Below are 23,695 nucleotides of genomic sequence, written 5' to 3'. Positions count from 1 at the left end.
ACCATGACCCTGATCGAACGCCTGCGCCAGCGCGCCGCGCAGCGTGACGCGGCGCATACACGGCGCAGCCGACACGTGCAGTCGCAACGCAGCGGCATGCTGACGGCGTGCGACGGGAAAAACCTGATCAACTTCTCCAGCAATGACTATCTCGGCTTTGCGCAGCATCCCGATGTCATCGCGGCATTCCGGAAATCCGCGGAACGCGACGGTGTCGGCAGCGCCGGCTCGGCGCTGGTCACCGGTCATTTCGCCACGCATCGGGAACTGGAACTGCAGGCGGCGGCGCTGTTCGGCTATGAAGCGGCCTTGTTCACCGGCAGCGGCTACCTGGCCAATCTCGGCATTCTGCAGTCCTTGCTGGATGAAGATGCCGTGTGCGTGCAGGATAAATACAACCATGCCTGCCTGCTCGATGGCGCCCGTTTCTCCGGCGCCGCCCTGAAACGCTTTCCGCATGCCGATATGGTTCAGGCCGAAGCGCGCTGCGCGGAAGCCAAAACCGATACCCTGTTTCTGGTCAGTGACGGCGTGTTCAGCATGGATGGCGATGCCGCCGATCTGCAGTCCCTGCACGCCATCGCGCAACGCCACCGCGCAACACTGATGATTGATGACGCCCATGGCGTCGGCGTGCTCGGTGCGGGCGGACTCGGAAGTCTGCAGGCGGCCGGTCTGCAAGCCGACGATGTGCCGATTCTGGTGGTGCCGGCCGGCAAAGCGCTGGGTGGACAAGGCGCTCTGATTCTTGCGAAGCGCGACATCATCCAGCACCTTCTGGAAACCGCGCGCCCGTATCTATTCAGTACCGCGCCGGCACCGGCGATGGCGGCGGCACTCTCGGCCTCGCTGCACTTGCTGGAAACGCAGCCGCAGCACCATGCGAGACTGCAGGAAAACATCCGGCATTTCCGGATCCGTGCCGAAGCTGCCGGACTGCCGATGCTGGACTCGCACACGGCCATCCAACCGCTGATGGCCGGCGACAACGAAAGTGCCTTGCGCTGGAGCGAGCAACTACGTCATGCCGGTTTCTGGGTGAGCGCCATCCGGCCTCCGACCGTACCGCAGGGCAAATCGCGGTTGCGCATTACCCTGACGGCATTGCATACCAAAGCGCAGATTGATGCGCTGGTACAGGCGCTGGCAGAAATCACCGGAGGCCGCGATGGGCACGGTTGACTCTGTGGAAGCCAAACCGCATCTGATTTTGCTGCACGGCTGGGCGATGCACGGCGGCATCTTCGCACCGCTGATGCCGCACCTGCAAGCGCATTTCAATGTGCGCTGCATCGATCTTCCCGGACACGGCAGTCAACGCGACAGCAGCCTGCCGCTGGAATTTTCGCCGTTCTGGCAACGCCTGCTGCCAACACTGGATGGCCCGATCTATGTGCTCGGCTGGTCGCTCGGCGGTCTGTTTGCACTGCATGGTGCATTGCGTTTTCCGGAACACTTCCGCGGCCTGATTCTGATGAACGCAAGCCCGAGCTTCGTGGCCCGCACCGACTGGCCGGAAGGCATGCCGGCAACGGTATTCCATCAATTCGCCGCAGATCTTGCGCAGGATTACGACGGCACGCTGCATCGTTTCTTCATGTTGGAAGCGCAGGGCTCGGAACATCTGCGTGCCGACCTGCGCCGTTTGCAAGCCAACGCTTTCGAGTTCGGACGACCGGACCCGCAGGTGTTGCGCCAGGGTCTGTATCTGCTCGAAAGCACCGATCTGCGCGCGCTGCTGCCGCAACTGCAGATGCCGAGCCTGTGGCTGGCCGGACGCCGCGACCGCTTGGTGAATCCGGCGGCCATGCAGGCGGCGGCGGAAATGGCCGGCGGTGATTTCCACTGCGACGATCACGGCGGACACGCCCCATTCCTGACCCACCCCGCGGCGATCGCCGATGCCATCCGGACTTTTGCGGAGGATGTGCATGCCTGAGAATCTGTTCGACCGCCGCGGCATCAAGCGCCATTTCGCACGGGCAGCCGACTCCTATCTGGCGGCGGCAGCATTGCAGAAGGAAGTGGAAGCGCGTCTTCTGGAACAGGCCGATTATCTGGAATCGCCCCCGAAACGCATTCTCGATCTCGGCTCCGGGCCCGGCCGTGCGGCGGGTATTATGAAAAAGCGCTGGCCGAAAGCGGAAGTCATCGCCATGGACATCGCACTGCCGATGCTGCGCCAAGTGCCGCGGCAGACGCGGTTCTGGCGTCCGGTCAAACGCGTATGCGCCGATGCGCTGCAACTGCCGTTCCGTGACCGCAGCTTCGATTTCATTTTCTCGAGCCTCTGCCTGCAGTGGGTACATCCGCTGCCGGATGCACTGCGTGAGATCCGCCGCGTGCTGACGCCCGGCGGCCTGTTCGCCTTCTCCAGTTTCGGTCCGGACACCTTGATGGAACTGCGCGAGGCCTATGCCGGCATCGGCGAAGAACCGCCGGTATCGCCGTTCGCGGCCATCCAGCAGGTCGGCGATGCCATGCAGGGCGCGGGCTTCCGCAACAGCGTGCTGGAACGCGAACTGTTCACCATGCAGTATCCGGATCTGCGCGCGCTGATGCAGGAGCTGCAGGCCATCGGCGCCACCGATGCCCGCCCGCAGCGGCCACGTGGCCTGGCCGGAAAAAGCCGTTGGCAGGCCTTGCATGCCGCCTATCCAAAACAGGGCGATGGCATCGCCAGCAGCTGGGAAGTGATCAGCGCCATGGCCTTCCGGCCTGGGCAGGACCCCGAGCCCCGTGAAGACGGGATTGTGGCGCGTATCGATGCCAGCCAGATACCCCGACGGGTGCGTTCATGATGCGCCGACTGTTTTTATCGCTTCTGCTTCTAATACCCTCCATCGGCAGTGCGGTCACCGATCCGGACCCGGTAGTTTTGCAAAAGCAGGCCGAAGCCGCCGTGACCGAAATCCGGAAGCGACAACCGGTGTATGCCTTGCTGGCCGAACAACAGTCCGGCTTTCTGGTGAACTGGCGCGAACAGGTCCGTCAATTCATGGCCGTCAACGGCAGCCGCAACACCCAGAACGCCAGCCGCGCCATCGCCACGGCATTGGGCCTGAATGCCAGCACCGCCTATCTGACGCGCAGTGATGACGCAGCCATCGATGCCCTGCTGGTACAGCAACGGCGCCTTATGGCGATGGCGCAGACCGATGCCCGGCTGTGCGGCATTCTGCTCAACACCACCACCGCGCGCCTGGATGAAAACGGCCATACCCCGTGGTTGCTGCGCAAACCCTACCGCGCATTGCAGCCGGATCTGGAGTCGGCCCTGTTCCACATCGTGACCAGTGCCCAGGACAAGCCAGCGCGGACGCTTCCGGATGCGCAGAACCAGCAATTCACCCAGCGCATTGCTGTGCGCATCGGTGAGCGCTACGGCCGCGAAGGCCTGGATGATCTCGAGCGCATGCAGAACGACAACACCGCCCCGACGCAGCGCTGTCGTGGCGTTTCACGTCTGCTGGAAGTGATCGCCGAACAGCCGCCGGAACTGCGCGCGCAGCTGATGCGCATCTATTTCGGACAATGACATGATCCATGCCGGGGGCTGCCATTGCGGTGCGGTGCGTTTCGAGGTCGATGTGCCCGACAGGCCGGAGGTGGAGGACTGCAACTGCTCGATCTGCAGGATGAGTGGCTTTCTGCATCTCATTGTGCCAGTTGCGGCGTTCCGGCTGTTGCAGGGTGAAGTGGCATTGAACCTTTACACATTCAACACCGGCGTTGCCAAACACTACTTCTGCCGCATCTGCGGCATCAAGCCGTTTTACATTCCGCGCTCGAACCCGGACGGCGTCGACGTCAATGTGCGTTGTCTGGACAATCCGCCGGAGGGCATGCGGATTACGCCCTTCGACGGCCGCAACTGGGAAGCGCATGCAGACACGCTGGCGCACAAGAGCCGGGCATCATAATAAAGGCTTGAGTGCCGGCCAGACGTGATCGCGCAGCTTGATCTGGCCTTTCGCATTCGGGTGCAATTGATCCGGCAGGAAATACGACCGGTCCATCGCAATCGGCGCCAGCAGGAAGGGCAGCAAGGCCGTTTTTTCCTGTTTGGCCAGATCGGTGTAAATCGCCGCGAAGCCGTCGGTATACACCTTGCCGTAATTCGGCGGCATCTGAATGCCGATCAGAAGCACTTTTGCGCCGCCGACTTTGGCCTGCCGGATCATCGCCTGCAGATTGGCGCGTGTCTGTGTCAGCGGCAGCCCGCGTAGGCCATCATTGGCACCCAGTTCGATGATGACCAGCGCCGGTTTGTGGGTTTTCAAGGCCGCCGGCAGCCGTGATTTGCCGCCGGCCGAGGTTTCCCCGGACACACTGGCATTGACCACCTGCCAAGCGGGATGAGTGGATTTCATGCGCGCGGCGGTCAATGCCACCCAGCCCTGTTCGGACGGCAGGTTATAGGCCGCCGACAGCGAATCACCCATCACCAACAGGGTCTGTTTGGCCGAAACCGGTCCGGCCATTACCATCAGCACAAGCGCCAGACACACAAAACCTTGATATTGGCTGTGCCAGACTGCATGTAGTAAACAGCGGATGCGATTTCGCATGGATCTCCGGGAGCAATCAGTGAGTACAGCCATCAGGGTAACAAAGCTCGGCAAGCGCGTGGAACTGCCGGAATCGGAACTGTGCATCCTCGAGGATGTCAGCTTCAGCCTGAACCGCGGCGAAACCGCGGCCATCGTCGGCGCCTCCGGCTCCGGCAAAAGCACCCTGCTTTCGCTGATGGCAGGATTGGATACGCCCAGTGAAGGCGACGTCGATATTCTCGGCACCGCCCTGAATGCACTCGATGAGGACGGCCGCGCCAAACTGCGTGGTGCGTCGGTCGGCTTCGTGTTCCAGAACTTTCAACTGCTACCGGCGCTGACGGCGCTTGAGAATGTGATGCTGCCGCTGGAATTGAGCGGCCATGCCGATCCGGAAAGCGCGGCCCGCGACATCCTCGGCAAGGTCGGACTGGCCGAGCGCCTGCAGCACTATCCGCGCCAGCTCTCCGGCGGCGAACAGCAACGTGTCGCCATTGCGCGCGCGTTCGTGGTCGATCCGGCGGTGTTGTTTGCCGATGAGCCGACCGGCAACCTCGATACCGATACCGGTCGCGCCATCGCCGATCTGCTGTTTGAACTCAACGCCAACCGCGGCACCACCCTGGTGCTGGTAACCCATGATGAGCGCCTGGCCGCCCGTTGCCAGCGTCAGCTGCGCCTGAACGCCGGGCGCCTTGTGGCATGAGCGTTCTGAAACTGGCTTGGCGGCAGACCCGGCGCGATCTGGCCGCCGGTGAAATACGGCTAATGCTGATGGCACTGGTTCTGGCGGTTATGGCGGTCACTGCGGTCGGCATGATTACTGACCGTGCCGAAGCCGGACTGCAGCAGGAAGCCAATCGCCTGCTCGGCGGAGATGCCGCATTGCGTGCCGACACGCCGATTGCCAGCGCCATTCCGCAGCGCGCCGAATCACTCGGCCTACAGGTTGCGCAGACTGCGAGCTTTCCGAGCATGGTGCAGACCACCGACGCAGTGGCGCTCGCCGACATCCGTGCGGTGGACAGCCACTTTCCCTTGCGCGGCGAATTCGAACTGCGTGATGCCGATGGCAACAACACGGTGCAACAAGGTGGCCCTGCTGCCGGAACGCTTTGGCTGTCAAGCGATGCTGCGCGCAAATTGAATGTGCGCATCGGGGAGCTTATCGGTGTCGGCAATCTGCAGTTGCGTTATGCCGCAACGCTGATCAAGGAGCCGGATGCCGCGCTCGATTACTTCAATGTCGCGCCGAAAGCCTTGATTGCCTATACCGATCTGGCCGCCAGCGGCTTGGTACAGGATGGCAGCCGTATTCAATACCGGATGGTGGTCGCCGGCGATGCCGGCGCAGTCAACCGGTTCACCACACTGCAACGCAAGCAACTGAAACGTGGGCAACGCCTGGAAAGCCGCGAGGATGCGCGACCGGAAGTCCGTTCGGCGCTCGATCGCGCCAACCGTTTTTTATCACTGGCGGCCTTGGTGTCGTTGATTCTTGCAGCCGTTGCCATCGCGCTTGCCGCTCGCCGGCACAGTGCACGCCATCTGGATGCCAGTGCGGTCATGCGCTGTCTGGGCGCAAGCCAAGGCCGCATCGCCAGTCTGCAGTTGGGCGAATTGGCCTTCATCGGACTGCTCGGTGCAAGCGCCGGTGTGTTCCTGGCTTGGCTGCTGCAGTGGGCTGTGGGTGCGTGGCTGGCCGATGCCATGGGCGTGGTGCTACCGGCCGCCGGCTGGGGCTCGGTGCTGTCCGGTTATGCGGTGGGCTTCACCGTGTTGATCGCTTTTGCCGTGCCGCCGGTGCTGGCCTTGCGCAAAGTGCCGGCGCTGCGCGTTCTGCGCCGCGATGTGCCGGTCAATGAACCCAGTGCATGGACGGTTGGCCTGTTGGGCATCGCCGGATTGGCCGCCTTGTTGTGGTGGAAGGCCGGCTCGGCAGAACTCGGCAGCATTATTCTTGGCGGCATTGCCGGCACCGCAGCGCTGCTGGCCGGGATTGCCTGGTTGCTGTTGCACTGGCTGAAGCGGGTGCGCGGCCGCTTGCATGGCCCATGGCGTTACGGCCTGGCCAATCTCAGCCGACATCAGGGCATGACGCTCACGCAGGTGTCCGCGCTCGGATTGGGACTGATGGCGCTGTTGCTGCTGCTGTTTGTGCGTACCGATCTGCTCAGCCGCTGGCAGCAGACCCTGCCGGCCGATGCACCGAACCGCTTCGTCATCAATGTCCAGTCCGAACAGGTCGATGGCGTTCGTGCCTTTGCCAAAACGCAGGGGCTGGCCGAGCCGATGCTGTATCCGATGGTGCGGGCACGTCTGCAGGCGGTGAATGGCAAACCGGTCACGGCGGCCGATTATGCCGGCAAAGGTGAACGCGCACGACGGATGGCCGAGCGCGAATTCAATCTCTCATCTGCAGCCAGCTTCGGCGCCGACAACCAACGCACCGCCGGCACCTACTGGAAAGCGGACTACCGCGGTCCGCTGCAGTTATCGGTGGAGGAGGAGTTCGCCGAAACCCTGAACTGGAAAATCGGCGACCGCGTCCGCTTCGATGTGGCCGGTACGCCTCTGGAGGCGCGCATCACCAGCCTGCGCAAAGTGGAGTGGGAAAGTTTCAAACCGAACTTCTTCGTGGTCGTTTCGCCGGGCGCTCTCGATGGTTTTTCGGCCAGCTACATTTCGGCACTACATGTACCGAAACAAAAACTGCCGGCAATCGATGCCTTGGTGCGTGAATATCCGAATCTGTCGGTCATCGACATCGATGCCGTGCTCAATCAGGTCCGAAGCACCGTCGCCCAGGTCAGCCGCGTGGTCGAATCGGTCTTTTATTTTTCACTGCTGGCGGGGCTGCTGGTGCTGATCGCGTCCGTACAGGCCTCGCAGGATGAACGCCTGCAGGAAGCCAGCGTGATGCGCGTTCTGGGAGCGTCCAAGAAACAGCTGCGTCTGGCGCAGGCCACGGAATTCGGCAGCCTCGGTTTGCTGGCCGGCACGGTGGCGGCACTGGCGGCCAGTACCATCGCCGGACTGATCACCGTGCAGGTGTTCAATCTGCCCTGGCGTTTCGAAACCAGCTTGTTGCTTTACGGCATCATCGGCGGCACCCTGCTGGCACTGGTGACCGGGCTGTGGGCCACACGCCGGGTGACCGAAGCGCCGCCGAACGAGACGCTGCGGACGCTGTGACTGCATCGGACAGGGACAGTCCCTGTGTTCATTGCGGTGCCTGCTGTGCCAGTTTCCGGGTATCGTTTTACTGGGCCAAAGCCAAGGGGCTGCCACCGCTTTGAATCACGCTGTCGTATCCATCGCGGCAAGCACACGCTCGGGCGCTTCCCATTGCGGGTAATGGCCCACAGGTTCAAGCCGTGTTATCGGCGAATTCGGTAGCAAGGTCTGCCAGCGCTCGGCGATGGTCTTACCCGAAATCGGGTCGCGTTCACCGACAATCAAGTGCAGAGGAATGCCCGCCTGCTGCAGAGCGCCGGTCCAACGCTCGCGATGACGTTGGCGTTCACGGATGTATTGAATGATTTTCGGCATCACTGCACGGCCATTCGCCCGCGAAAGCAATTGCCAGTGCCATTGCAGCTCCTGTTCCGCCAAGGGTGCGCCCGCGATGGACCGCATGCTGGCACGGAAACGGCTGAAACTCGACAATCGCGCAACCACTGGTCCGAGCGGTCCGAGCAACAGTTTCTGCATCAAAATGGGAAATGTCGCTTCCGGAAACAAGCCGCCATTCAAGAAGGTGGCGCGCTGAATGCGGAACGGCATTCTGCCTTCATTCTGGCGCGCCAGCAATTCCTGCAGCACCGTATCGCCATAGTCATGCGCCACGACGTCCACTTCGCGCAGACCTTGCGAAAGTACATAGTCCTGCCATTGATCCGCCGAAGCTGAAAGACTGTAGGGAAATGCTTCCGGCTTATCCGACAGACCAAAGCCCAGCATATCCAGGGCGTGCAATGAATAAGCTGCACTCAGCGCCGGCCACATCGCGGCCCAGTCAAAGCTGGACGTGGGAAAACCGTGAATCAGCAATAAGGGCTTTCCTGCGCCGCCACGGCGCACGAACAGGCGGAAGCCCTGCCAATCGAATGCCGTCCCGCCCTGCTGCCAGTCGGACGGATTCACGCTTTAATGGCCGGCCAGATCCACGACCGCAAATGGCACTACCGGATCGACATCGGCCGCGTAATCGACGCCGGAGATGCCGAAGCCGAACAGTTTCAGGAACTCGGCCTTGTAGCTGGCGTAATCGGTGTGTTCGAACAAATTGGCGGTGGTCACCGTCGGCCAGATCAGTTTCACGGCGTGCTGTACTTCCTCGCGCAGCTCCCAGTCGTCCATACGGATGCGCTGCTGGTCGTCGCGGTCGTTGCCGACACCGTAAAGTTCGGTGCGGAACATGCGGTCGATCTGCTCGATAGGGCCTTCATGCAGACCGAGCTGTTTCATCACCCGGAAGCAGATGGAGATGTACAGCGGCATTACCGGAATCGCGGCTGAGGCCTGGGTCACCACCGATTTCAGCACAGCGACATTGGCGCTGCCCTTGACCGGCGCAAGTTTCGCTCGCAGTGCGGCGGCGGCACGGTCCATGTCTTCCTTGGCCTTGCCCAGCGCACCGTGCCAGTAAATCGGCCAGGTGATTTCAGTGCCGATATAACTGTACGAAACTGTTTTCACGCCATCGGCCAAGACGCCGGCGGCTTGCAGGGCATCCATCCACAATTCCCAATCCTCGCCGCCCATGACGGTGACGGTATTGGCGATTTCTTCCTCGGTAGCCGGCTCCACTTCGGCATGGATGATGACATCCTTGCTGGTGTCGATGGCGGTCGATTGATACGGCGCGCCGATCGGCTTCAGCGCCGAACGCACCAGCTCGCCGCTGTCCGGCAGTCTGCGCACCGGCGAGGCCAGCGAATAGACCACCATGTCGATCTGGCCGAGATCGGCTTTGATGATGTCGATGACCTTGGCGCGCATCTCATGCGAAAAGGCATCGCCGTTTACGCTCTTGGCATACAAACCTTCAGCATGCGCGGCCTGCTCGAACGCCGCCGAGTTGTACCAGCCGGCGCTGCCCGGCTTGGATTCACTGGCCGGCTTTTCCAGAAACACACCGAGCGTGGCGGCACCGGAACCGAAGGCGGCGGTAATACGCGAGGCCAGACCGTAGCCGGTGGAAGCGCCGATGACCAACACCTTCTTCGGACCGCCATCGATGACGCCGTTTTCCTTGACCACCGCAATCTGTTCGGCGACATGCACGGCGCAACCGGTCGGGTGGGTGGTGGTGCAGATGAAGCCGCGGGTTTTCGGGGTGATGATCATGGCTTTGTCCTGATTCGGCCGGAAGTGACCGTGAACGTCGGGAATTCATTATAAAACGCGCATCAGCCAACAGGTGTTTGAATTCCTGATCCTCTCCATAAAAAAACGGACCCGCCAATGCGGGTCCGTTCTGTTGCGTGCATTTGCCGCTCAGTCTTCCAGCGGTTTGGATTTCTTCAGCTTCGGAAAGGCTGCCTTGAACCCTTCCAGATCGGAGGGTGACAGATTCGGCCGACCGGCCATGAAGCCCATGTTGATTTCACCGGACAGGAAATAGGTTTCACCTTCTTCGGCTTCAATGGTGGTGACATCCTTGGCTTCCGAATGCACGGTGTAATCGTGTTTGCCCGGAGCAACCTGCAAGGTAAAGAAATTGCCGTTACGGAGCTTGCCGAGTTCGGTTTCACCCTCACGGACGATGAAGCCGATGGCGGCACCCTTGAATGCGCTTGGACGGAAGAATACGACCAGTGCCTTACCGGCCTCCGGAGCGCCGATGGCGACGCTGACAGCATCCGGAGCGGTCACGGCGGCCGGCGCGGCTTCTTGAGCGGAAACCGGAGCCATGAACGCGGAAGCAGCGAGCATAAGAGCGATATTGAATGATTTCATGATGTTCTCGTGGGGTTGGGGTTAGGGGTGGATTAGTGGGATTCGGGGACAGCAGGGATTGACGTATCGTTAGTGATCAGAGCCAGCGCGCGCGTGCCGGCCGGAATGACGATTTCGCCGCCGGTAATGAACAGCGAAACCAGCCCGGCATAGGGAATCATGCTGACCGCCAGAGCTGCATCGGAATTGTTTTTTCCGGCATACGGCCCTGCCAGTGGTTTCAGCGAACGCAATGCGATGCGTTGGTCGTGGTAAGTGATGTAACGTGCGGCAAGGATGAGTTCTCCTCCTCGACCGCCGAAACCGGACTTCTGCACATGCACGACTTCACCCATTGCCGGCGTGTCTTTGGGAATGATCACGGCATCGCCAATCAGCAAATCTTCCGCCAGTTTGAAGCGGATTTCGCCGTTTTTGACCGCTGTCTTGGAGGAGACCTCGTCGGCAAACGCAAGAATCAAGGGCGTTTTGGCCGGCAACAGCATCACCGGCGATGGCGTGCTTGCCGGTGCGTCCTGCTGGGCGAAGCCCGGCATAGCAAGCGCCGACAGCACTGCGAACAGAATTCCTCGAAACATGCTTTTTTCCCTGAGCATTCGGGCAATTATTCAGGGCTGCTCCGTCAGTGTCAATTCAATTCCAGATCGCGCGGCGCAAGTGCTGAAAAACTGATCAGACGTTCCCGCCGGTCAAAATAAGGCCGACGCGCTTGCCGGCAAACAACTCGGGACTGGCCAGCACCGCCGCCAACACCGTTGCGCTGCTGGGCTCGATGACCATGCCCAGATGCTCGGCGGCCAAAGCCTGTGCCGCGCGGCATTGCATATCGGACACGGTCAACACCTGCAGCACGTGTTCGGCAATGATGGCGAAGTTGGGCACACCGACCACCGCGCGCAAGCCGTCGCAGATGGTGTCCGGCACCAAGTGGGTGATGCGCTCTGCGGCCAAAAGCGAAGCGAGTGTGTCGGCTGCGCCTTCCGGCTCCACGCCATACAAAGGAATATCCACCGGATCCAGTGCAATGGCGGTTCCAGCAATCAAACCGCCGCCGCCGATCGGTGCGATGACCGCCTCCAAAGCGGGCACTTCATCCAGCAGTTCCAAGGTCGCGGTGCCTTGTCCGGCCATCACCTGCGGGTCTTCATACGGATGCACCAGCGTGGCGCCGGTTTCGGCGATGAGATTGCGGGTCATCGCTTCGCGCGCGGCCTGGGTGGGTGCGCAGCGGTGCACGATGGCGCCGGCAGCACGCATGGCGTCCAGTTTCGAGGGCACCGCCCCTTCGGGCACCACCACATGCGCGACGATACCGCGCAGCTTCGCGGCACGCGCCAGCGCCGCGCCATGATTGCCGGAAGAGTGCGTAATCACCCCGCGTTCAGCGGCGGCCTGGTCCAGAGCGAACACCGCATTGACCGCACCGCGGAATTTAAACGCGCCGCCGATCTGCAGGTTCTCGCATTTAAAAAACAGCGATGCGCCCGACAAGGCATCCAGCGCCGCGGATGATTTCACCGGCGTATGCAGCGCATAAGGCGCGATGCGCGATGCGGCGGCAAGGATGTCGTCATGGGCAATCATGTTTTTTCCTCCGGTTTCTGACCGAGCAGACTGCTCAGTGCCGAGCCAATCACCACCAGCGCGGCACCGATGAAGCCAAGCAGGCCGACATGCTCGGAAGCCACCGCCTCAGGCCAGAGCGCATGCACCAGCGCCACTACGCCCAGACACAGCATCGGCGTGGTCGCCAATACCGCAGACACCCGCGAGGCCTGCCAATGTTCCAAGGCTTCGGCGAAGGCGCCATAGGCCACCAGAGTGTTCAAAGCGCAGAACAGCAGCAGCGCCCAATGCAGGGCATCGAGATTGGCCAGCATCGACGGATGAGCAAACGGCCAGAGCAGCAGCGCCGAAAACAGATAGATTACCGCGAGGATATGCTGCGAAGACAGCTTCAACAGAAGTTGTTTCTGCATCAATGCGTAGGCCGCCCACGACAGCGCGGCGGCACCGACGATGGCGGAACCGAGCAGATAGTTGTGGCCGGTGACCAGGCCGCCGGCGAACTGATCACGGAAGAACAGGCCCAGACCCAGCACGATGATCAGCAGCCCCAGCCATTGTCCCCACACGAAACGCTCGCGGAAGATGAACACCCCGCCGAGCGCCATCAACAGCGGCGCCAGCTGAATCAGCAGCTGGGCATTGCCAGGCGAGGTGTATTTCACCCCGAGCAGATAGCCGATGTAATTGCCGATCAGCAACACCGTGGCCAGCAGCAACCAACGCCATTGTTTGGGCTGCAAGCTCCCGAAGACCGCCATCCGGCGCTTGCCCAATAACCACAAGCCCATGAACACCGCGGCGAACGCGAAGCGGAACCAGGTCAGGGTCATCGGATCGAGTACGCTCAGACTCACCTTCAGGGCCACCGGCAGCGTCGCCCAGCAGGCCGCGGTGACCAGCGCCAACAGCAAACCGAGTTTCCAACGCCCTGAGGCCTGATGCAACATGTCCACTCCGAACATCCACGGAAAATTCCTGAGCCATTGTCCTTGAATTCAGCATTTATTCACAGCACTGGCCTAAACTGGACTGAACCGTGGAGATTGACCGCATGAACCTTCGCCTTCCGATGCTTGCCGTGGCCGCCCTGACGCTGAGCGGCTGCGTCACTGTGACCGAGCAGTATGCCGATGAAGGCTATTTCTCATCGCCCAACAACGGCTACAGCGGTGGCGGCGACAACGGCTACTTCAGCAGTGACAACACCTATTACAGTGATTACGGCCAGTACTACTACAGCCCGTACCGGCCGACGATCAATTTCAGCTTCAATTTCTTTTTCGGTAGCCCCTATTACTACGGCTACTCGCCCTACGGCAGTTGCTGGTATTCCAACTGTTACGGGTACTACCCGTATCACGGTGGACACCGCCCGTATCATCCGAAACCGCCGAAAAACGATAACGGACCGAAACCGCCCAAGCCACCGAAACCGGGAGATCCGATTGTGGACCGCGATGGTCCGGTGCGACCTGGACCGGGCTGGCAGCCGCGCGTGCGACGGACGGCAACGGTCGCGGTACCGGTAGCAGCCATGACCACTGTTGCTCAGAATCCGGTACAAGCCGGCACCCTCAGCAACACCGATCGCCCACGGCGGGCGCAGATTTCGGATCAAAGCCCTCGGACCGATGCGGAGGCTTTGCCACTGCAAAACCCGCGCAGCCAACGACTTGCACGCGAACCGCAGGCGCGTGCAAGCAACCAAGCCGCGCCGACACGGGCAACCCGTCCTCAGTCTGAGGCCCGCTCACGACCGGAACCGGCACCACGTCCGGCCCGCCAGGAGCGTGCCAGCAAGAACGACGACCGGGATCCCTGAGCACGCGAAACGCCGCGGGTTTGGTGTTTTTGCGGAAATCGGTGAAAATAGCGACCTATGAACAGCGCGCAAGCCTTTGATGTGATTGTGATCGGCGGCGGCCACGCCGGCACCGAGGCCGCCTTGGCGTCGGCGCGCGCCGGTGCGCGTACCTTGCTGCTGACCCACAACATCGAAACCGTCGGCGCGATGAGCTGCAATCCGGCCATCGGTGGCATCGGCAAAGGCCATCTGGTCAAGGAAATCGACGCGCTCGGCGGCATCATGGCCATCGCCGCCGATCATGCCGGCATCCACTGGCGCACGCTCAATGCCTCCAAAGGTCCGGCGGTGCGCGCCACGCGCGCTCAGGCCGATCGTGCGCTGTACAAAGCCTTCATCCGCAAGACCGTTGAATCGCAGCCGAATCTGCAATTGTTCCAACAGGCGGTCGACGACATCGTCATCGAAAACGGCCGCGCCGTGGCGGTGATTACCCAAAGCGGTCTGCGTTTCGATGCGCGCGCCATTGTCCTGACCGCCGGGACCTTTCTCGCCGGTAAAATCCATGTCGGGCTCACCAACCATGCCGGCGGACGGGCCGGCGATCCGCCGGCCAGTCGATTGGCCGAACGCCTGCGTGAAGGCCCGTTCCGGGTCGATCGTCTGAAAACCGGCACCCCGCCGCGCATCGACGGCCGCAGCCTGGACTATTCGGTTTTCGAAGAGCAAGCCGGCGATCAACCGATTCCTTCGTTCAGCTATCTGGCCAGCGGGCACGAACACCCGACGCAGGTCAGCTGCTGGATCACCCATACCAATGAACGCACGCACGACATCATCCGCGGCGGCCTTGACCGTTCGCCGATGTATTCGGGCGTCATCGAGGGCATCGGTCCGCGCTATTGCCCATCGATCGAAGACAAGATCGTGCGCTTCGCCGATAAATCCTCACATCAGATTTTCATCGAGCCGGAAGGTCTGGAAACCCACGAAATCTATCCGAACGGCATTTCCACTTCGCTGCCCTTCGATGTCCAGCTGGCACTGGTGCACTCGATCCGCGGCTTCGAAAACGCCCACATCACCCGGCCCGGTTACGCCATCGAATACGATTACTTCGATCCGCGCGGCCTCGGCGCATCCCTGGAAACCAAAGCCGTAGCCGGTCTATTTTTCGCCGGCCAGATCAACGGCACCACCGGCTACGAAGAAGCCGCCGCACAGGGACTCATTGCCGGGCTCAATGCCGCGCGTTCAGCCGCCGGACTGGCGGGCTGGTCACCGCGCCGGGATGAAGCCTACATCGGGGTACTGATCGACGACCTGATCACCCACGGCACCACCGAACCCTACCGCATGTTCACCTCGCGCGCCGAATATCGTCTGCAGCTGCGCGAGGACAACGCCGATGCGCGTTTGACGCCGGCCGGGCGCGAGCTCGGTCTGGTCGATGAGCGCCGCTGGCAGATCTTCAGCAACAAAATGGATGCGGTTGAAACGGAGAGCGCACGCCTGCAGAACCTGTGGGTCGCACCCGGGCATGCGCTGGCCAAAGCCTTTGAACAGGCGACCGGCAACGCACTGACGCGCGAGGGCTCCGCCCGTGATTTGCTCAAACGCCCGGAAGTGACTTATGCCGGCCTGACCGCCATCCCGGAATTCGGGCCGCCGTCGGCATCGGCGAAAGTGGCGGAGCAGGTCGAGATTTCGGTCAAGTACGCCGGTTATCTGAGCCGCCAAAACGACGATATCGCCCGCCAGAAAGACCAGGAAAACACTGCATTTCCGGCTGATTTCCGCTTCACCGGCATTCCGGGTCTATCCAATGAATTGCAGAGCAAGCTCACCCAGGTCAAACCGGAAACCATCGGCCAAGCCCAGCGCATCCCCGGCATGACCCCCGCCGCGATTTCCTTGTTGCTGATCCAGCTCAAGAAACGCCAACGCGCCGCCTGATGGAACAGCGTTGGCGCCAACGCCGACGCCGCATCCGCCGCTGGCTGAAACCGCTGCCGCGCCGTGCCACCATCCATCGTTATCCGATACTGAGCCGCTTCGCGGATTTTGCCCGTCGCCGGCCCTATCTTTGGTCATTCAAGGATGCACCGGTGGTGCGCGCCATCTATCTCGGCAGCCTGTTGGCCTATCTGCCGACCTATGGTGCCCAGATCGTAATCGCCTTCATCGCCGCATGGTTCGGACGCGCCAACCTCACCCTGATGATCGGGCTGCAGATGATCACCAATCCCTTGACGGCCGGGCCGATCTATCTGGCCGCCTACGGCATCGGAACCGGACTGGTTCGGCTGCTGCAACTGCCGCCCCGGCAAGCCATTTTCGATGGCGCCGTAGCGCTGGTGCTCGGGGGTTTGACCTTGGGATTGCTGACTGCCGTCTGTCTTCACGGCCTGTGGCTGTTCGGCCGTTACGAAGCCCGGCGCTTCCGGCGGCACCGACTGACCCGCGCCATGCGGCCAAAAGCCGAAAATTAGGGCTTTTACACTAGCCATGATGTAAATATTGTATTAATGTAGGCTCACTGCCCGGCGTCAATGCGCACGGGTATGGGCCGTGCCAGCCTGATTGTCATCAGCCAACGCGGGTCACACTGGAACACACTTCAATATAGAGAGAGACACTCCATGCGTTTATCCCATCTTTCCGTTGCGCTCGCCCTCGCCATCACCACCAGCGGTGCCGCCCAAGCCCAACAGTTCAGCAAAATCGTCAGCTTCGGCGACAGCCTGACCGATGCCGGCAATGTTGGCACCATCAGCGGTCTGCCTGCCGGCAGCAGCTTCACCACCAATCCGGACGGCACCTACTCGCAGAACCTCTCGGTGCTGCTGGGTATCGGCGCGCAGAGCAACAACTCGCCCCTGATTCCGGGCACCAGCGGCAACAGCAACTACGCCTACGGCGGCGCCTGCGCCATCAGCAACGGCAGCGCCACCGCGGTTTCCGGTTTGATCGGCACCTTCGTGTGCGGCAATTCTCCGGGCAACTTCTCACTCAGCACGCAGATCGGTACGCATCTGGCCGCCAACGGTGGCGTTGCCGATCCGAATGCGCTTTACACCTACTGGGCCGGCGCCAATGACCTGCTGACCGGCGCCGGACTGTCCACGCTTTACTCGAACCCTTTGATCGCCCAAGCCTATGCGACCCAAGCCGGTCAAACCGCCATCGGTCAGATTGCGGCACTGCAAGCCGCCGGCGCCAATACCATCGTGGTATTCAACCTGCCGGACCTGGGCAAGACCCCGGCCAATCTGGTTTCCCCCTCGCAATCCGCAGGCGCCTCGGCGCTCGCAACAATTTATAACCTGAACTTCAATGGCGGACTCGCCACCCTGCAGGACGGCATCGTCGCGATTGATACCTACGCCATCATCAACGAAGTGCTGGCCAATCCTGCGGCGTTCGGTTTCACCAACACCACCGGCGTCGCCTGCCCGGCCTCATCGCTGGCTTGCGGCCCGGCTGCTTCGGGCTATCCGACGCAACCGATCAGCAGCACCTACCTGTTCGCCGACGGCATCCACCCGGGCGGCCGCGCGCATGCCCTGCTCGGCAACATCGTGTACGCCACCATCAGCGCCCCGGGCGTGGTTTCGCTGGCACCGGAAGTGGCCATGCAGTCCGCTTTCGCACACAACACCGCCATCAGCGACGCCCTGGATTCGGAATGGGCCGCCGGTAGCGAAGTCGGCAAAGTGCGCGGCTTCACCTCGGTGCAGTTCGGCCAGCAGAACATCGATGGCTCGGACTTTACGCCCGCCCTCGACGCTGATTCGACCAGCCTGAACGTCGGCGCCACCTATCGCATGAGCGAGAACGCCACCTTCGGTGTCGCCGCCACCATCGGTAACAGCTCGGCCAATGCCGGAAGCCTCGGATCCTTCGATGGCAGCGGCATCCTGTTCGGTGTTTTCGGCCAATACGAAGTGAACGGCCTGTACGGCCGCATCGGCCTCAGCGGCGGCAGCACCGACATGGACATCACCCGCAATATCGACCTGCTGTCCAGCGTGCGCAAGGAAACCGGCAGCACCGCCATCAGCCAGCAGTCCGGCACCTTGGAAGTGGGCTATGTGTTCAAAGGCGACAGCTTCACCCACGGCCCGTTCGCCGGCCTTGAAACCACGCAGTCCGATGTCGAAGGATATGTCGAAGGCTCCAGCAGCACTGCCATGCGTTTCGATTCCTTCAGCCGCGACAGCAACCTGACCTCCGTCGGTTACCAGTTCTCCGGCGCGTTCGACAGCTTCAAGCCGTTCGCCCGCGTGGCCTGGGTCAATGAAAGCAATACCGACCAAGTGTTCGTCCGCGGCGGTACTGCCAACCTGCCGGCCAACTTCAGCCTGCCGGGTTTCGCCCCGGGCGACGACAGCTACCTCGACTGGAATGTCGGTGCCAGCATGAGTTTCGGTGAAGGCTTCGACGGCTACATCAGCTACCGTGCCCGTACCGGCAACGATGTGCAGGATAACGACAGCATCAGCATCGGCATCCGCAAAACGTTCTGATCATTCACCGGCAACACCGTTGAACAACCCCGCTCCGGCGGGGTTTTTCATTGCCTGTGCGAATTGAAGTACGTGCATACGTATTCAGACGTCCGGCAATCCAATGCCCGCATGCGCTTCGGGTAGGGTATGAAAAACAGTCGAATGCAAGTACGATTGCAACAACCATAAAAATACACAGAGAGAGGGTGGCATGGGCGCACAACCGCGTTTATCGTTTTGGCAGATCTGGAACATGTCGTTCGGCTTCCTCGGCATCCAGTTCGGTTTCGCACTGCAGGGCGGCTTCATGTCGCGCATCTTCCAGACCCTGGGTGCCGATAAAGATGCATTGCCCTTGCTGTGGATTGCAGCTCCGCTGACCGGACTCCTGGTGCAGCCGATCATCGGCTATATGAGTGACCGCACCTGGCACCCGCGCTTCGGACGCCGCCGCCCCTATTTCCTGATCGGCGCAGTGCTCAGTTCCATCGCGCTGTTCTTCATGCCGTATTCCTCTACGCTGTGGATGGCCGCAGGCTTTTTGTGGATTCTGGACGCATCGATCAACATCAGCATGGAGCCGTTCCGCGCCTTGGTTGCCGACAAGCTGCCGGAACAGCAACGCTCCTACGGATTCGTCCTGCAGACATTGATCATCGGCATCGGCACCTGGGTCGCCAGCAATCTGCCTTGGCTGGTGAACCAGATGGGCGTTTCCAATGAAGCCGGGCCGGGCGTGGTGCCTGATTCGGTCAAAATCGCCTTCGCCATCGGTGCCTTTGTATTCTTGGTCAGTATCTTGATTACCGTGTTCACTACGGATGAATACCCGCCGGAGGATATGGCGCGCTTCCGCGATGAATCGTCCAAGGGCAATATTTTCGGCGATATCCTGCACTATATCCGCCACATGCCGCCACAGATGCTGAAAATCGGTATCGTGCAGTTTTTCAGCTGGTTTGCCTTTTTCACCATGTGGTCGATGGCGACGCCTGCCCTGACCGAACACGTTTTCAAAGCGCCCGCACCGGATCCGGCGGCCTTCGACATGGCCGTGGCCGCCCAGGCTCAGGCCTTCCAGAGCGCCAATGCCGCCTTCCAGAACGCCGCCGACCAAGTCGGCTCGGCCATGGGCGTGTACGGACTGTCTTCGATGGCGGTCGCCCTGCTGCTGAGCTTCTACGCGGCGCGCTTCCGGCTCAACTGCCGGCTGGTGCATTTCCTGTCGCTGACGCTCGGCGGAATCGGTTTCCTGTCCATGTTCTACATCACCGATCCGTCGCAATTGAAATGGTCGTTCGCACTGATCGGCGTGGCCTGGGCCAGCATCCTTTCGATGCCGTACGCGCTGCTGTCGAGCGCGGTCGATCCCAAGAAGATGGGCGTCATGATGGGACTGTTCAACATGTTCATCGTGCTGCCGCAGATCGCGGCCGCACTCGGCGGCGTCAACGCCGCTTACCGCCTGATCGGACCGCAGACCATCAACGCGATGACCGTGGCCGGTCTGTCGCTGCTGATCGGCGGCCTGCTGGTCTATTTCGTGCAGGACAACCGGAGCGAAACCCAGGCCATCCAGGTCGGCGGGAACTGATATGCGGCGTCACCTGCTCGCCACCGCGTTGCTGCTGACTCTGGCCGGCCATGCCTCGGCGGCCGATTACTACGGCACCTTGGATCCGTTCGCCAAACGCGCGGTGTATTTCCTGATGACCGACCGCTTCGTCAACGGCGATCAAAGCAACGATCAGCGGCAACAGGGCGGCGCCAACAAAACCTTCGACCGGCCGGTGGCCGGCGCACCGGCCGGCGAGAGCGACAACATCGGTTATCTGGGCGGCGACTTCAAAGGCATAGAAAACAACGCCGATTACATCAAGGAAATGGGCTTCGATGCCATCTGGCTGACGCCGATCGTCGACAACCCCGACGAAGCCTTCACCGGCGGCGATACCGTGCAGTGGAAAGGCATGTTCCAGGACAAAGGCAAGACCGGTTACCACGGTTACTGGGGCAGCAATTTCTATACCGTCGATGAACACCTGCCGAGCGAAGATCTCGATTTCGGCACGCTCAACCACGAACTGTCCGAACGCGGCATCCATACCGTGCTCGACATCGTGGCCAATCACGGTTCACCGGCTTTCAGCATGCCGTCGCCGCAGCCGAAATACGGGCAGATCTTCGACAAGAACGGCACACTGGTTGCCGATCACCAGAACCTTCCGGCGGCGAAACTCGACCCCGCCGGCAATCCGCTGCACCGCTTCTTCAACACCAAAACCGAGATGGTGCAGCTGTCGGATCTGAATGAAAACAATCCGGCGGTCATGGATTATCTGACTGGCGCCTATCTGCAATGGATCGATCAAGGCGCCGACGCCTTCCGCATCGATACCATCAAGCACATGCCGCTGTCGTTCTGGGCCGAGTTCAGCCGGCGCATCCGCGCCAAGCATCCGGACTTCTTCCTGTTCGCCGAAGCCTTCGACTACGACGCCGGAAAGATCGCGCCGTTCTCCTGGGCCGAGAACGGCGGCATCAGCGTGCTGGATTTTCCGCTGAAAGCGAAACTGGCCGATGCATTCGGCCACCGACAGGCGGGCTTCGAGACACTGGCCGATGCGCTGCATCTGGACAGCGGCCTTTACCAGAACCCGTATGAGTTGATGACCTTCTATGACAACCATGACATGCCGCGACTGGATGCCAAGGACAGCGGCTTCATCGATGCGCATAACTGGCTGTTCACTGCCCGCGGCATTCCGGTGATCTACTACGGATCGGAAACCGGTTTCATGCGCGGAAAAGCCGAGCACGAAGGCAACCGCAATTACTACGGGCAGGCGCGCATCGATGCGGGCCTGAGCCATCCAATCTACCAAGGCCTGCGCCGCATCGCCCAGGTCCGCCGTGAATCACCGGCACTGCAACAGGGATTGCAGCTCAATCTTCTGCTCAAAGACGACCGCGCCGCATTCCTGCGCGTCTTCCAGCACGGCGAGGTCGCCCAGACCGCGCTGGTGCTGTTGAACAAAGGCGACAAGCCCGCACGCTTCGATCTCAAACACCAGCTGCAAGGCGGCGAATGGCGTTCCGCCATCAACGGCAAAAGCGTGCGCATCGATGCCGGCAGGCCGCGGCTGAAAACCGAAGTGCCGGCACACGGCGTGGAGGTCCTGCTTTTCGAGGGCGCCATCACGGCACCGGAGCTGATTACGGCGCTGGACCGGCTTCAGGCTGGGAAAGCGCGCCGCACGACCGGCGGATGACCAGTTTGGCCGGCAGCATGCTGCTGGTCACCGGTTCGTTGTTGATCTGATGAATCAAGGTTTTCACCAGTAGCTCGCCGGCCTGCTTGGTGTCCTGCAGCACGGTAGTCAGCCCCGGTGACACGAAATTGGCCATCGGAATATTGTCGAAGCCGGCCACGGCGATGTCCTCCGGCACTTTCTGGCCGCGCTCCTGGATGGCGCGCATGGCACCGATGGCGATCAGATCGCTGGCGCCGAATACGGCATCCACATCCCCGCCCTGCGCGAGCAATGCCTGCATGGCCGCATGGCCGGCCTGCTCGGTGGTGATGGCGTCGATCTGCAATGCCGGATCGGGCACGATGCCGGCCTGCGTCAGCGCCGCCACATAACCGCGGTAGCGCTCGAAGAACTCCGGATAACGCTCGGACGCATGGCCGAGGAAGGCGATGCGGCGGTGGCCCTGCAGCAGCAGATGCTCGGTCATCTCGCGGCCGGCCAGGTAGTTGTCGCAACCGATGGTGATGCCCGGCTGGACCGGCAGCACCGGCCCCCAGCGCACGAAATGGGTACCCTGCTCGACCAGCTTGTTCAGCCGGTGGGCGTAATCCAGATAATCGCCGTAACCGAGCAGGATGATGCCGTCGGCTTTGCGGCTGTCCTCGAAATCGGCGTGCCAGTCGTTGGAGGCCTGCTGGAAGGAAATCAGCAAGTCGTAGCCGTATTGCGAACAGGCGCGGGTGATCGAACCGATCATCGACAGGAAGAACGGATTGATCTGCGAATCGTCGGAGGTCGGATCCTCGAACAGCAGCACCGCCAGGGTGTCGGAATGCTGGGAGCGCAGGTTGGAAGCGTTCTTGTCGACCGTATAGTGCATTTCCTTGGCGATGGCCTGGATGCGCTTGCGGGTTTCCTCGTTGACCAACGGGCTGTTGCGCAAAGCGCGCGACACCGTGGATTGGGAGACTCCGGCGCGGTAGGCGATGTCGAAGGAAGTGGTTTTGGATTTCATGCAGCACAAGGCCCGGTCAACGGTTTCCAGTATAGCCCATCGCCGTCCGTGTTCAGTCTTCCAGGCGCTGGCGCAGGGCGGTGGCCGCGCCGATCAGTCCCGGCGCGTCATGGGTGATGACGTGCATGGCCACGGATTCCAGATAGGTCGCGAAGCGGCCCTTGGCCAGGAAGCGTTCGCGGAACGCGCTGGCACGCAGATAGGGAATGAAGCGTGGAATGATGCCGCCGGCGATGGCGACGGTTTTGGCGCCGTGGATCAGGGCGGCGTCGCCGACCACGCTGCCGAAAATGGAACAGAAACGCGCCAAGGTGCGACGCGCGATGACGTCATGGCCTTCCATCGCCGCCGCCACGATATCCGCTGGATCCCGCAGATGCTCGCGGTTGCCGAGCACAGCATCGATGTAGGACAGGCCGGTGCCCGAAAGCAGACGTTCATTGGAACAGCGGCCATGGTGACGGGCGGCGACCCAATCGGCAATGCGCTGTTCTTCCTCCACCTGCGGTGCGAAGCTGACATGGCCGCCTTCGGTTTCAACCACCTGCCAGCCACGGGCATCATCACCTACCAGCAGTGCGACACCCAGTCCGGTGCCCGGACCGATGACGGTCATGGGGCCACGGCGTTGCTGATCCGGGCTGCCGTGCAGGACGACGCGGTCATCCTCGGCCATGGCCAAAGTGGCCAGCGCGGCGGCGCCAAAATCGTTGATGACCACCTGCTCCCGGAAGCCGAGCACCGACTGCAGCTCGGATTGGCTGAAGGCCCAGGCCCGATTGGTCAGCCGGATGTCATCGCCGGTCACCGGACAGGCCACCGCGAACGAAGCGATTTCGGGCTGAACGCCGACATCCGCCAGATAGCTCTCCACTGCATGCTGCAGGGTGGCATAAGCAACGGTAGGCAGCGTTTTTGCGTCGCGGAGTACAGGTTGAGGACCCCGGATATCAGCCAGGGCGAAGCGGGCGTTGGTGCCGCCGATATCGGCGACAAGGGCGTTGCTGCGGGGGTCGGTCATGCGG

At 61.6% G+C, this 23,695-nt stretch carries 22 protein-coding genes; 13 read left to right on the top strand and 9 right to left on the bottom strand.

The window, feature by feature from the left end; translation table 11 throughout:
- Positions 1-3: 3 nt before the first annotated feature.
- From bioF to ACIQ1A_RS05905, 5 genes are read left to right on the top strand one after another with little or no spacing between them, the layout of a single operon-like run.
- Positions 4-1,182 (top strand): 8-amino-7-oxononanoate synthase, encoded by a 1,179-nt coding sequence (bioF, locus tag ACIQ1A_RS05925; RefSeq protein WP_395770149.1) that lies wholly within the window; start codon positions 4-6, stop codon positions 1,180-1,182.
- Positions 1,169-1,939 (top strand): pimeloyl-ACP methyl ester esterase BioH, encoded by a 771-nt coding sequence (bioH, locus tag ACIQ1A_RS05920; RefSeq protein WP_395770148.1) that lies wholly within the window; start codon positions 1,169-1,171, stop codon positions 1,937-1,939. The genes bioF and bioH overlap by 14 nt, the downstream gene beginning before the upstream one ends.
- Complete coding sequence (bioC, locus tag ACIQ1A_RS05915; RefSeq protein ID WP_395770147.1) at positions 1,932-2,801, top strand: malonyl-ACP O-methyltransferase BioC; 870 nt, start codon at positions 1,932-1,934, stop codon at positions 2,799-2,801. Before bioH ends, bioC begins: the two co-directional genes overlap by 8 nt.
- Positions 2,798-3,538: a hypothetical protein gene (locus ACIQ1A_RS05910; protein WP_395770146.1), complete on the top strand. Its 741-nt coding sequence runs from the start codon at positions 2,798-2,800 to the stop codon at positions 3,536-3,538. Before bioC ends, ACIQ1A_RS05910 begins: the two co-directional genes overlap by 4 nt.
- Position 3,539: 1 nt before the next feature.
- Positions 3,540-3,923 (top strand): GFA family protein, encoded by a 384-nt coding sequence (locus ACIQ1A_RS05905; protein WP_395770145.1) that lies wholly within the window; start codon positions 3,540-3,542, stop codon positions 3,921-3,923.
- Here ACIQ1A_RS05905 and ACIQ1A_RS05900 read toward each other — a convergent pair.
- Positions 3,918-4,571 carry an arylesterase gene (locus ACIQ1A_RS05900; RefSeq protein ID WP_395770144.1) on the bottom strand — a complete coding sequence of 218 codons (654 nt, stop codon included), beginning with the start codon at positions 4,569-4,571 and terminating at the stop codon, positions 3,918-3,920. The two genes, ACIQ1A_RS05905 and ACIQ1A_RS05900, sit on opposite strands and share 6 nt — an antisense overlap.
- On the opposite strand from ACIQ1A_RS05900, the gene ACIQ1A_RS05895 reads away from it, so the two are divergent.
- The gene (locus tag ACIQ1A_RS05895) at positions 4,570-5,259 is read left to right on the top strand and encodes an ABC transporter ATP-binding protein (protein WP_395770143.1); all 690 of its coding nucleotides are present in this window, start codon (positions 4,570-4,572) and stop codon (positions 5,257-5,259) included. The two genes, ACIQ1A_RS05900 and ACIQ1A_RS05895, sit on opposite strands and share 2 nt — an antisense overlap.
- Positions 5,256-7,748 (top strand): ABC transporter permease, encoded by a 2,493-nt coding sequence (locus tag ACIQ1A_RS05890; RefSeq protein ID WP_395770142.1) that lies wholly within the window; start codon positions 5,256-5,258, stop codon positions 7,746-7,748. The genes ACIQ1A_RS05895 and ACIQ1A_RS05890 overlap by 4 nt, the downstream gene beginning before the upstream one ends.
- A gap of 105 nt (positions 7,749-7,853) precedes the next feature.
- Here ACIQ1A_RS05890 and ACIQ1A_RS05885 read toward each other — a convergent pair whose 3' ends face one another.
- The 6 genes from ACIQ1A_RS05885 to ACIQ1A_RS05860 all read right to left on the bottom strand — a co-directional run bounded on the left by ACIQ1A_RS05885 (position 7,854) and on the right by ACIQ1A_RS05860 (position 13,033).
- Positions 7,854-8,699: an alpha/beta fold hydrolase gene (locus ACIQ1A_RS05885; RefSeq protein ID WP_395770141.1), complete on the bottom strand. Its 846-nt coding sequence runs from the start codon at positions 8,697-8,699 to the stop codon at positions 7,854-7,856.
- Positions 8,700-8,702: 3 nt separating this feature from the next.
- Positions 8,703-9,905, bottom strand: a complete 1,203-nt coding sequence (gene fabV / locus ACIQ1A_RS05880; RefSeq protein WP_395770140.1) for an enoyl-ACP reductase FabV — start codon at positions 9,903-9,905, stop codon at positions 8,703-8,705.
- Positions 9,906-10,055: 150 nt separating this feature from the next.
- A complete protein-coding gene (locus tag ACIQ1A_RS05875; protein WP_395770139.1) occupies positions 10,056-10,517 on the bottom strand; it encodes a DUF2846 domain-containing protein in 462 nt (153 codons plus the stop codon).
- Positions 10,518-10,549: 32 nt separating this feature from the next.
- Positions 10,550-11,095 carry a hypothetical protein gene (locus tag ACIQ1A_RS05870; protein WP_395770138.1) on the bottom strand — a complete coding sequence of 182 codons (546 nt, stop codon included), beginning with the start codon at positions 11,093-11,095 and terminating at the stop codon, positions 10,550-10,552.
- Positions 11,096-11,189: 94 nt separating this feature from the next.
- Positions 11,190-12,101: a threonine/serine dehydratase gene (locus tag ACIQ1A_RS05865; RefSeq protein ID WP_395770137.1), complete on the bottom strand. Its 912-nt coding sequence runs from the start codon at positions 12,099-12,101 to the stop codon at positions 11,190-11,192.
- Entirely contained in the window at positions 12,098-13,033 is a 936-nt protein-coding gene (locus ACIQ1A_RS05860) for a DMT family transporter (protein WP_395770136.1), read from the bottom strand. The genes ACIQ1A_RS05865 and ACIQ1A_RS05860 overlap by 4 nt, the downstream gene beginning before the upstream one ends.
- A 104-nt stretch (positions 13,034-13,137) precedes the next feature.
- On the opposite strand from ACIQ1A_RS05860, the gene ACIQ1A_RS05855 reads away from it, so the two are divergent.
- The 6 genes from ACIQ1A_RS05855 (at position 13,138) to ACIQ1A_RS05830 (ending at position 21,673) form a co-directional block, all read left to right on the top strand.
- Positions 13,138-13,908 carry a hypothetical protein gene (locus ACIQ1A_RS05855; RefSeq protein ID WP_395770135.1) on the top strand — a complete coding sequence of 257 codons (771 nt, stop codon included), beginning with the start codon at positions 13,138-13,140 and terminating at the stop codon, positions 13,906-13,908.
- A gap of 57 nt (positions 13,909-13,965) precedes the next feature.
- Positions 13,966-15,846 carry a tRNA uridine-5-carboxymethylaminomethyl(34) synthesis enzyme MnmG gene (gene mnmG, locus ACIQ1A_RS05850; RefSeq protein WP_395770134.1) on the top strand — a complete coding sequence of 627 codons (1,881 nt, stop codon included), beginning with the start codon at positions 13,966-13,968 and terminating at the stop codon, positions 15,844-15,846.
- Positions 15,846-16,382, top strand: coding sequence for a DUF2062 domain-containing protein (locus ACIQ1A_RS05845; protein ID WP_395770133.1), 537 nt, complete (start codon positions 15,846-15,848; stop codon positions 16,380-16,382). The genes mnmG and ACIQ1A_RS05845 overlap by 1 nt, the downstream gene beginning before the upstream one ends.
- A 150-nt stretch (positions 16,383-16,532) precedes the next feature.
- On the top strand, positions 16,533-18,419 hold the full coding sequence (locus ACIQ1A_RS05840; protein WP_395770132.1) for an autotransporter domain-containing protein: 1,887 nt from the start codon (positions 16,533-16,535) through the stop codon (positions 18,417-18,419).
- Between the two features lie 193 nt (positions 18,420-18,612).
- Positions 18,613-19,995 (top strand): MFS transporter, encoded by a 1,383-nt coding sequence (locus ACIQ1A_RS05835; RefSeq protein ID WP_395770131.1) that lies wholly within the window; start codon positions 18,613-18,615, stop codon positions 19,993-19,995.
- A 1-nt stretch (position 19,996) separates the two neighbouring features.
- Positions 19,997-21,673 carry an alpha-amylase family glycosyl hydrolase gene (locus ACIQ1A_RS05830; protein ID WP_395770130.1) on the top strand — a complete coding sequence of 559 codons (1,677 nt, stop codon included), beginning with the start codon at positions 19,997-19,999 and terminating at the stop codon, positions 21,671-21,673.
- Here the strand turns inward: ACIQ1A_RS05830 and ACIQ1A_RS05825 are convergent.
- Together ACIQ1A_RS05825 and glk are read right to left on the bottom strand one after the other, a co-directional pair.
- A complete protein-coding gene (locus ACIQ1A_RS05825) occupies positions 21,618-22,670 on the bottom strand; it encodes a LacI family DNA-binding transcriptional regulator (protein WP_395770129.1) in 1,053 nt (350 codons plus the stop codon). The two genes, ACIQ1A_RS05830 and ACIQ1A_RS05825, sit on opposite strands and share 56 nt — an antisense overlap.
- 52 nt (positions 22,671-22,722) lie before the next feature.
- Positions 22,723-23,691, bottom strand: coding sequence for a glucokinase (gene glk, locus ACIQ1A_RS05820; protein WP_395770128.1), 969 nt, complete (start codon positions 23,689-23,691; stop codon positions 22,723-22,725).
- Positions 23,692-23,695 lie beyond the last annotated feature (4 nt).

The sequence above is a fragment of the Arenimonas sp. genome, assembly GCF_044353605.1.
Lineage (GTDB): Bacteria > Pseudomonadota > Gammaproteobacteria > Xanthomonadales > Xanthomonadaceae > Arenimonas.
Note: the sequence above shows the minus strand (reverse complement) of the source record. Positions and strands in the feature narration are given on the sequence as shown.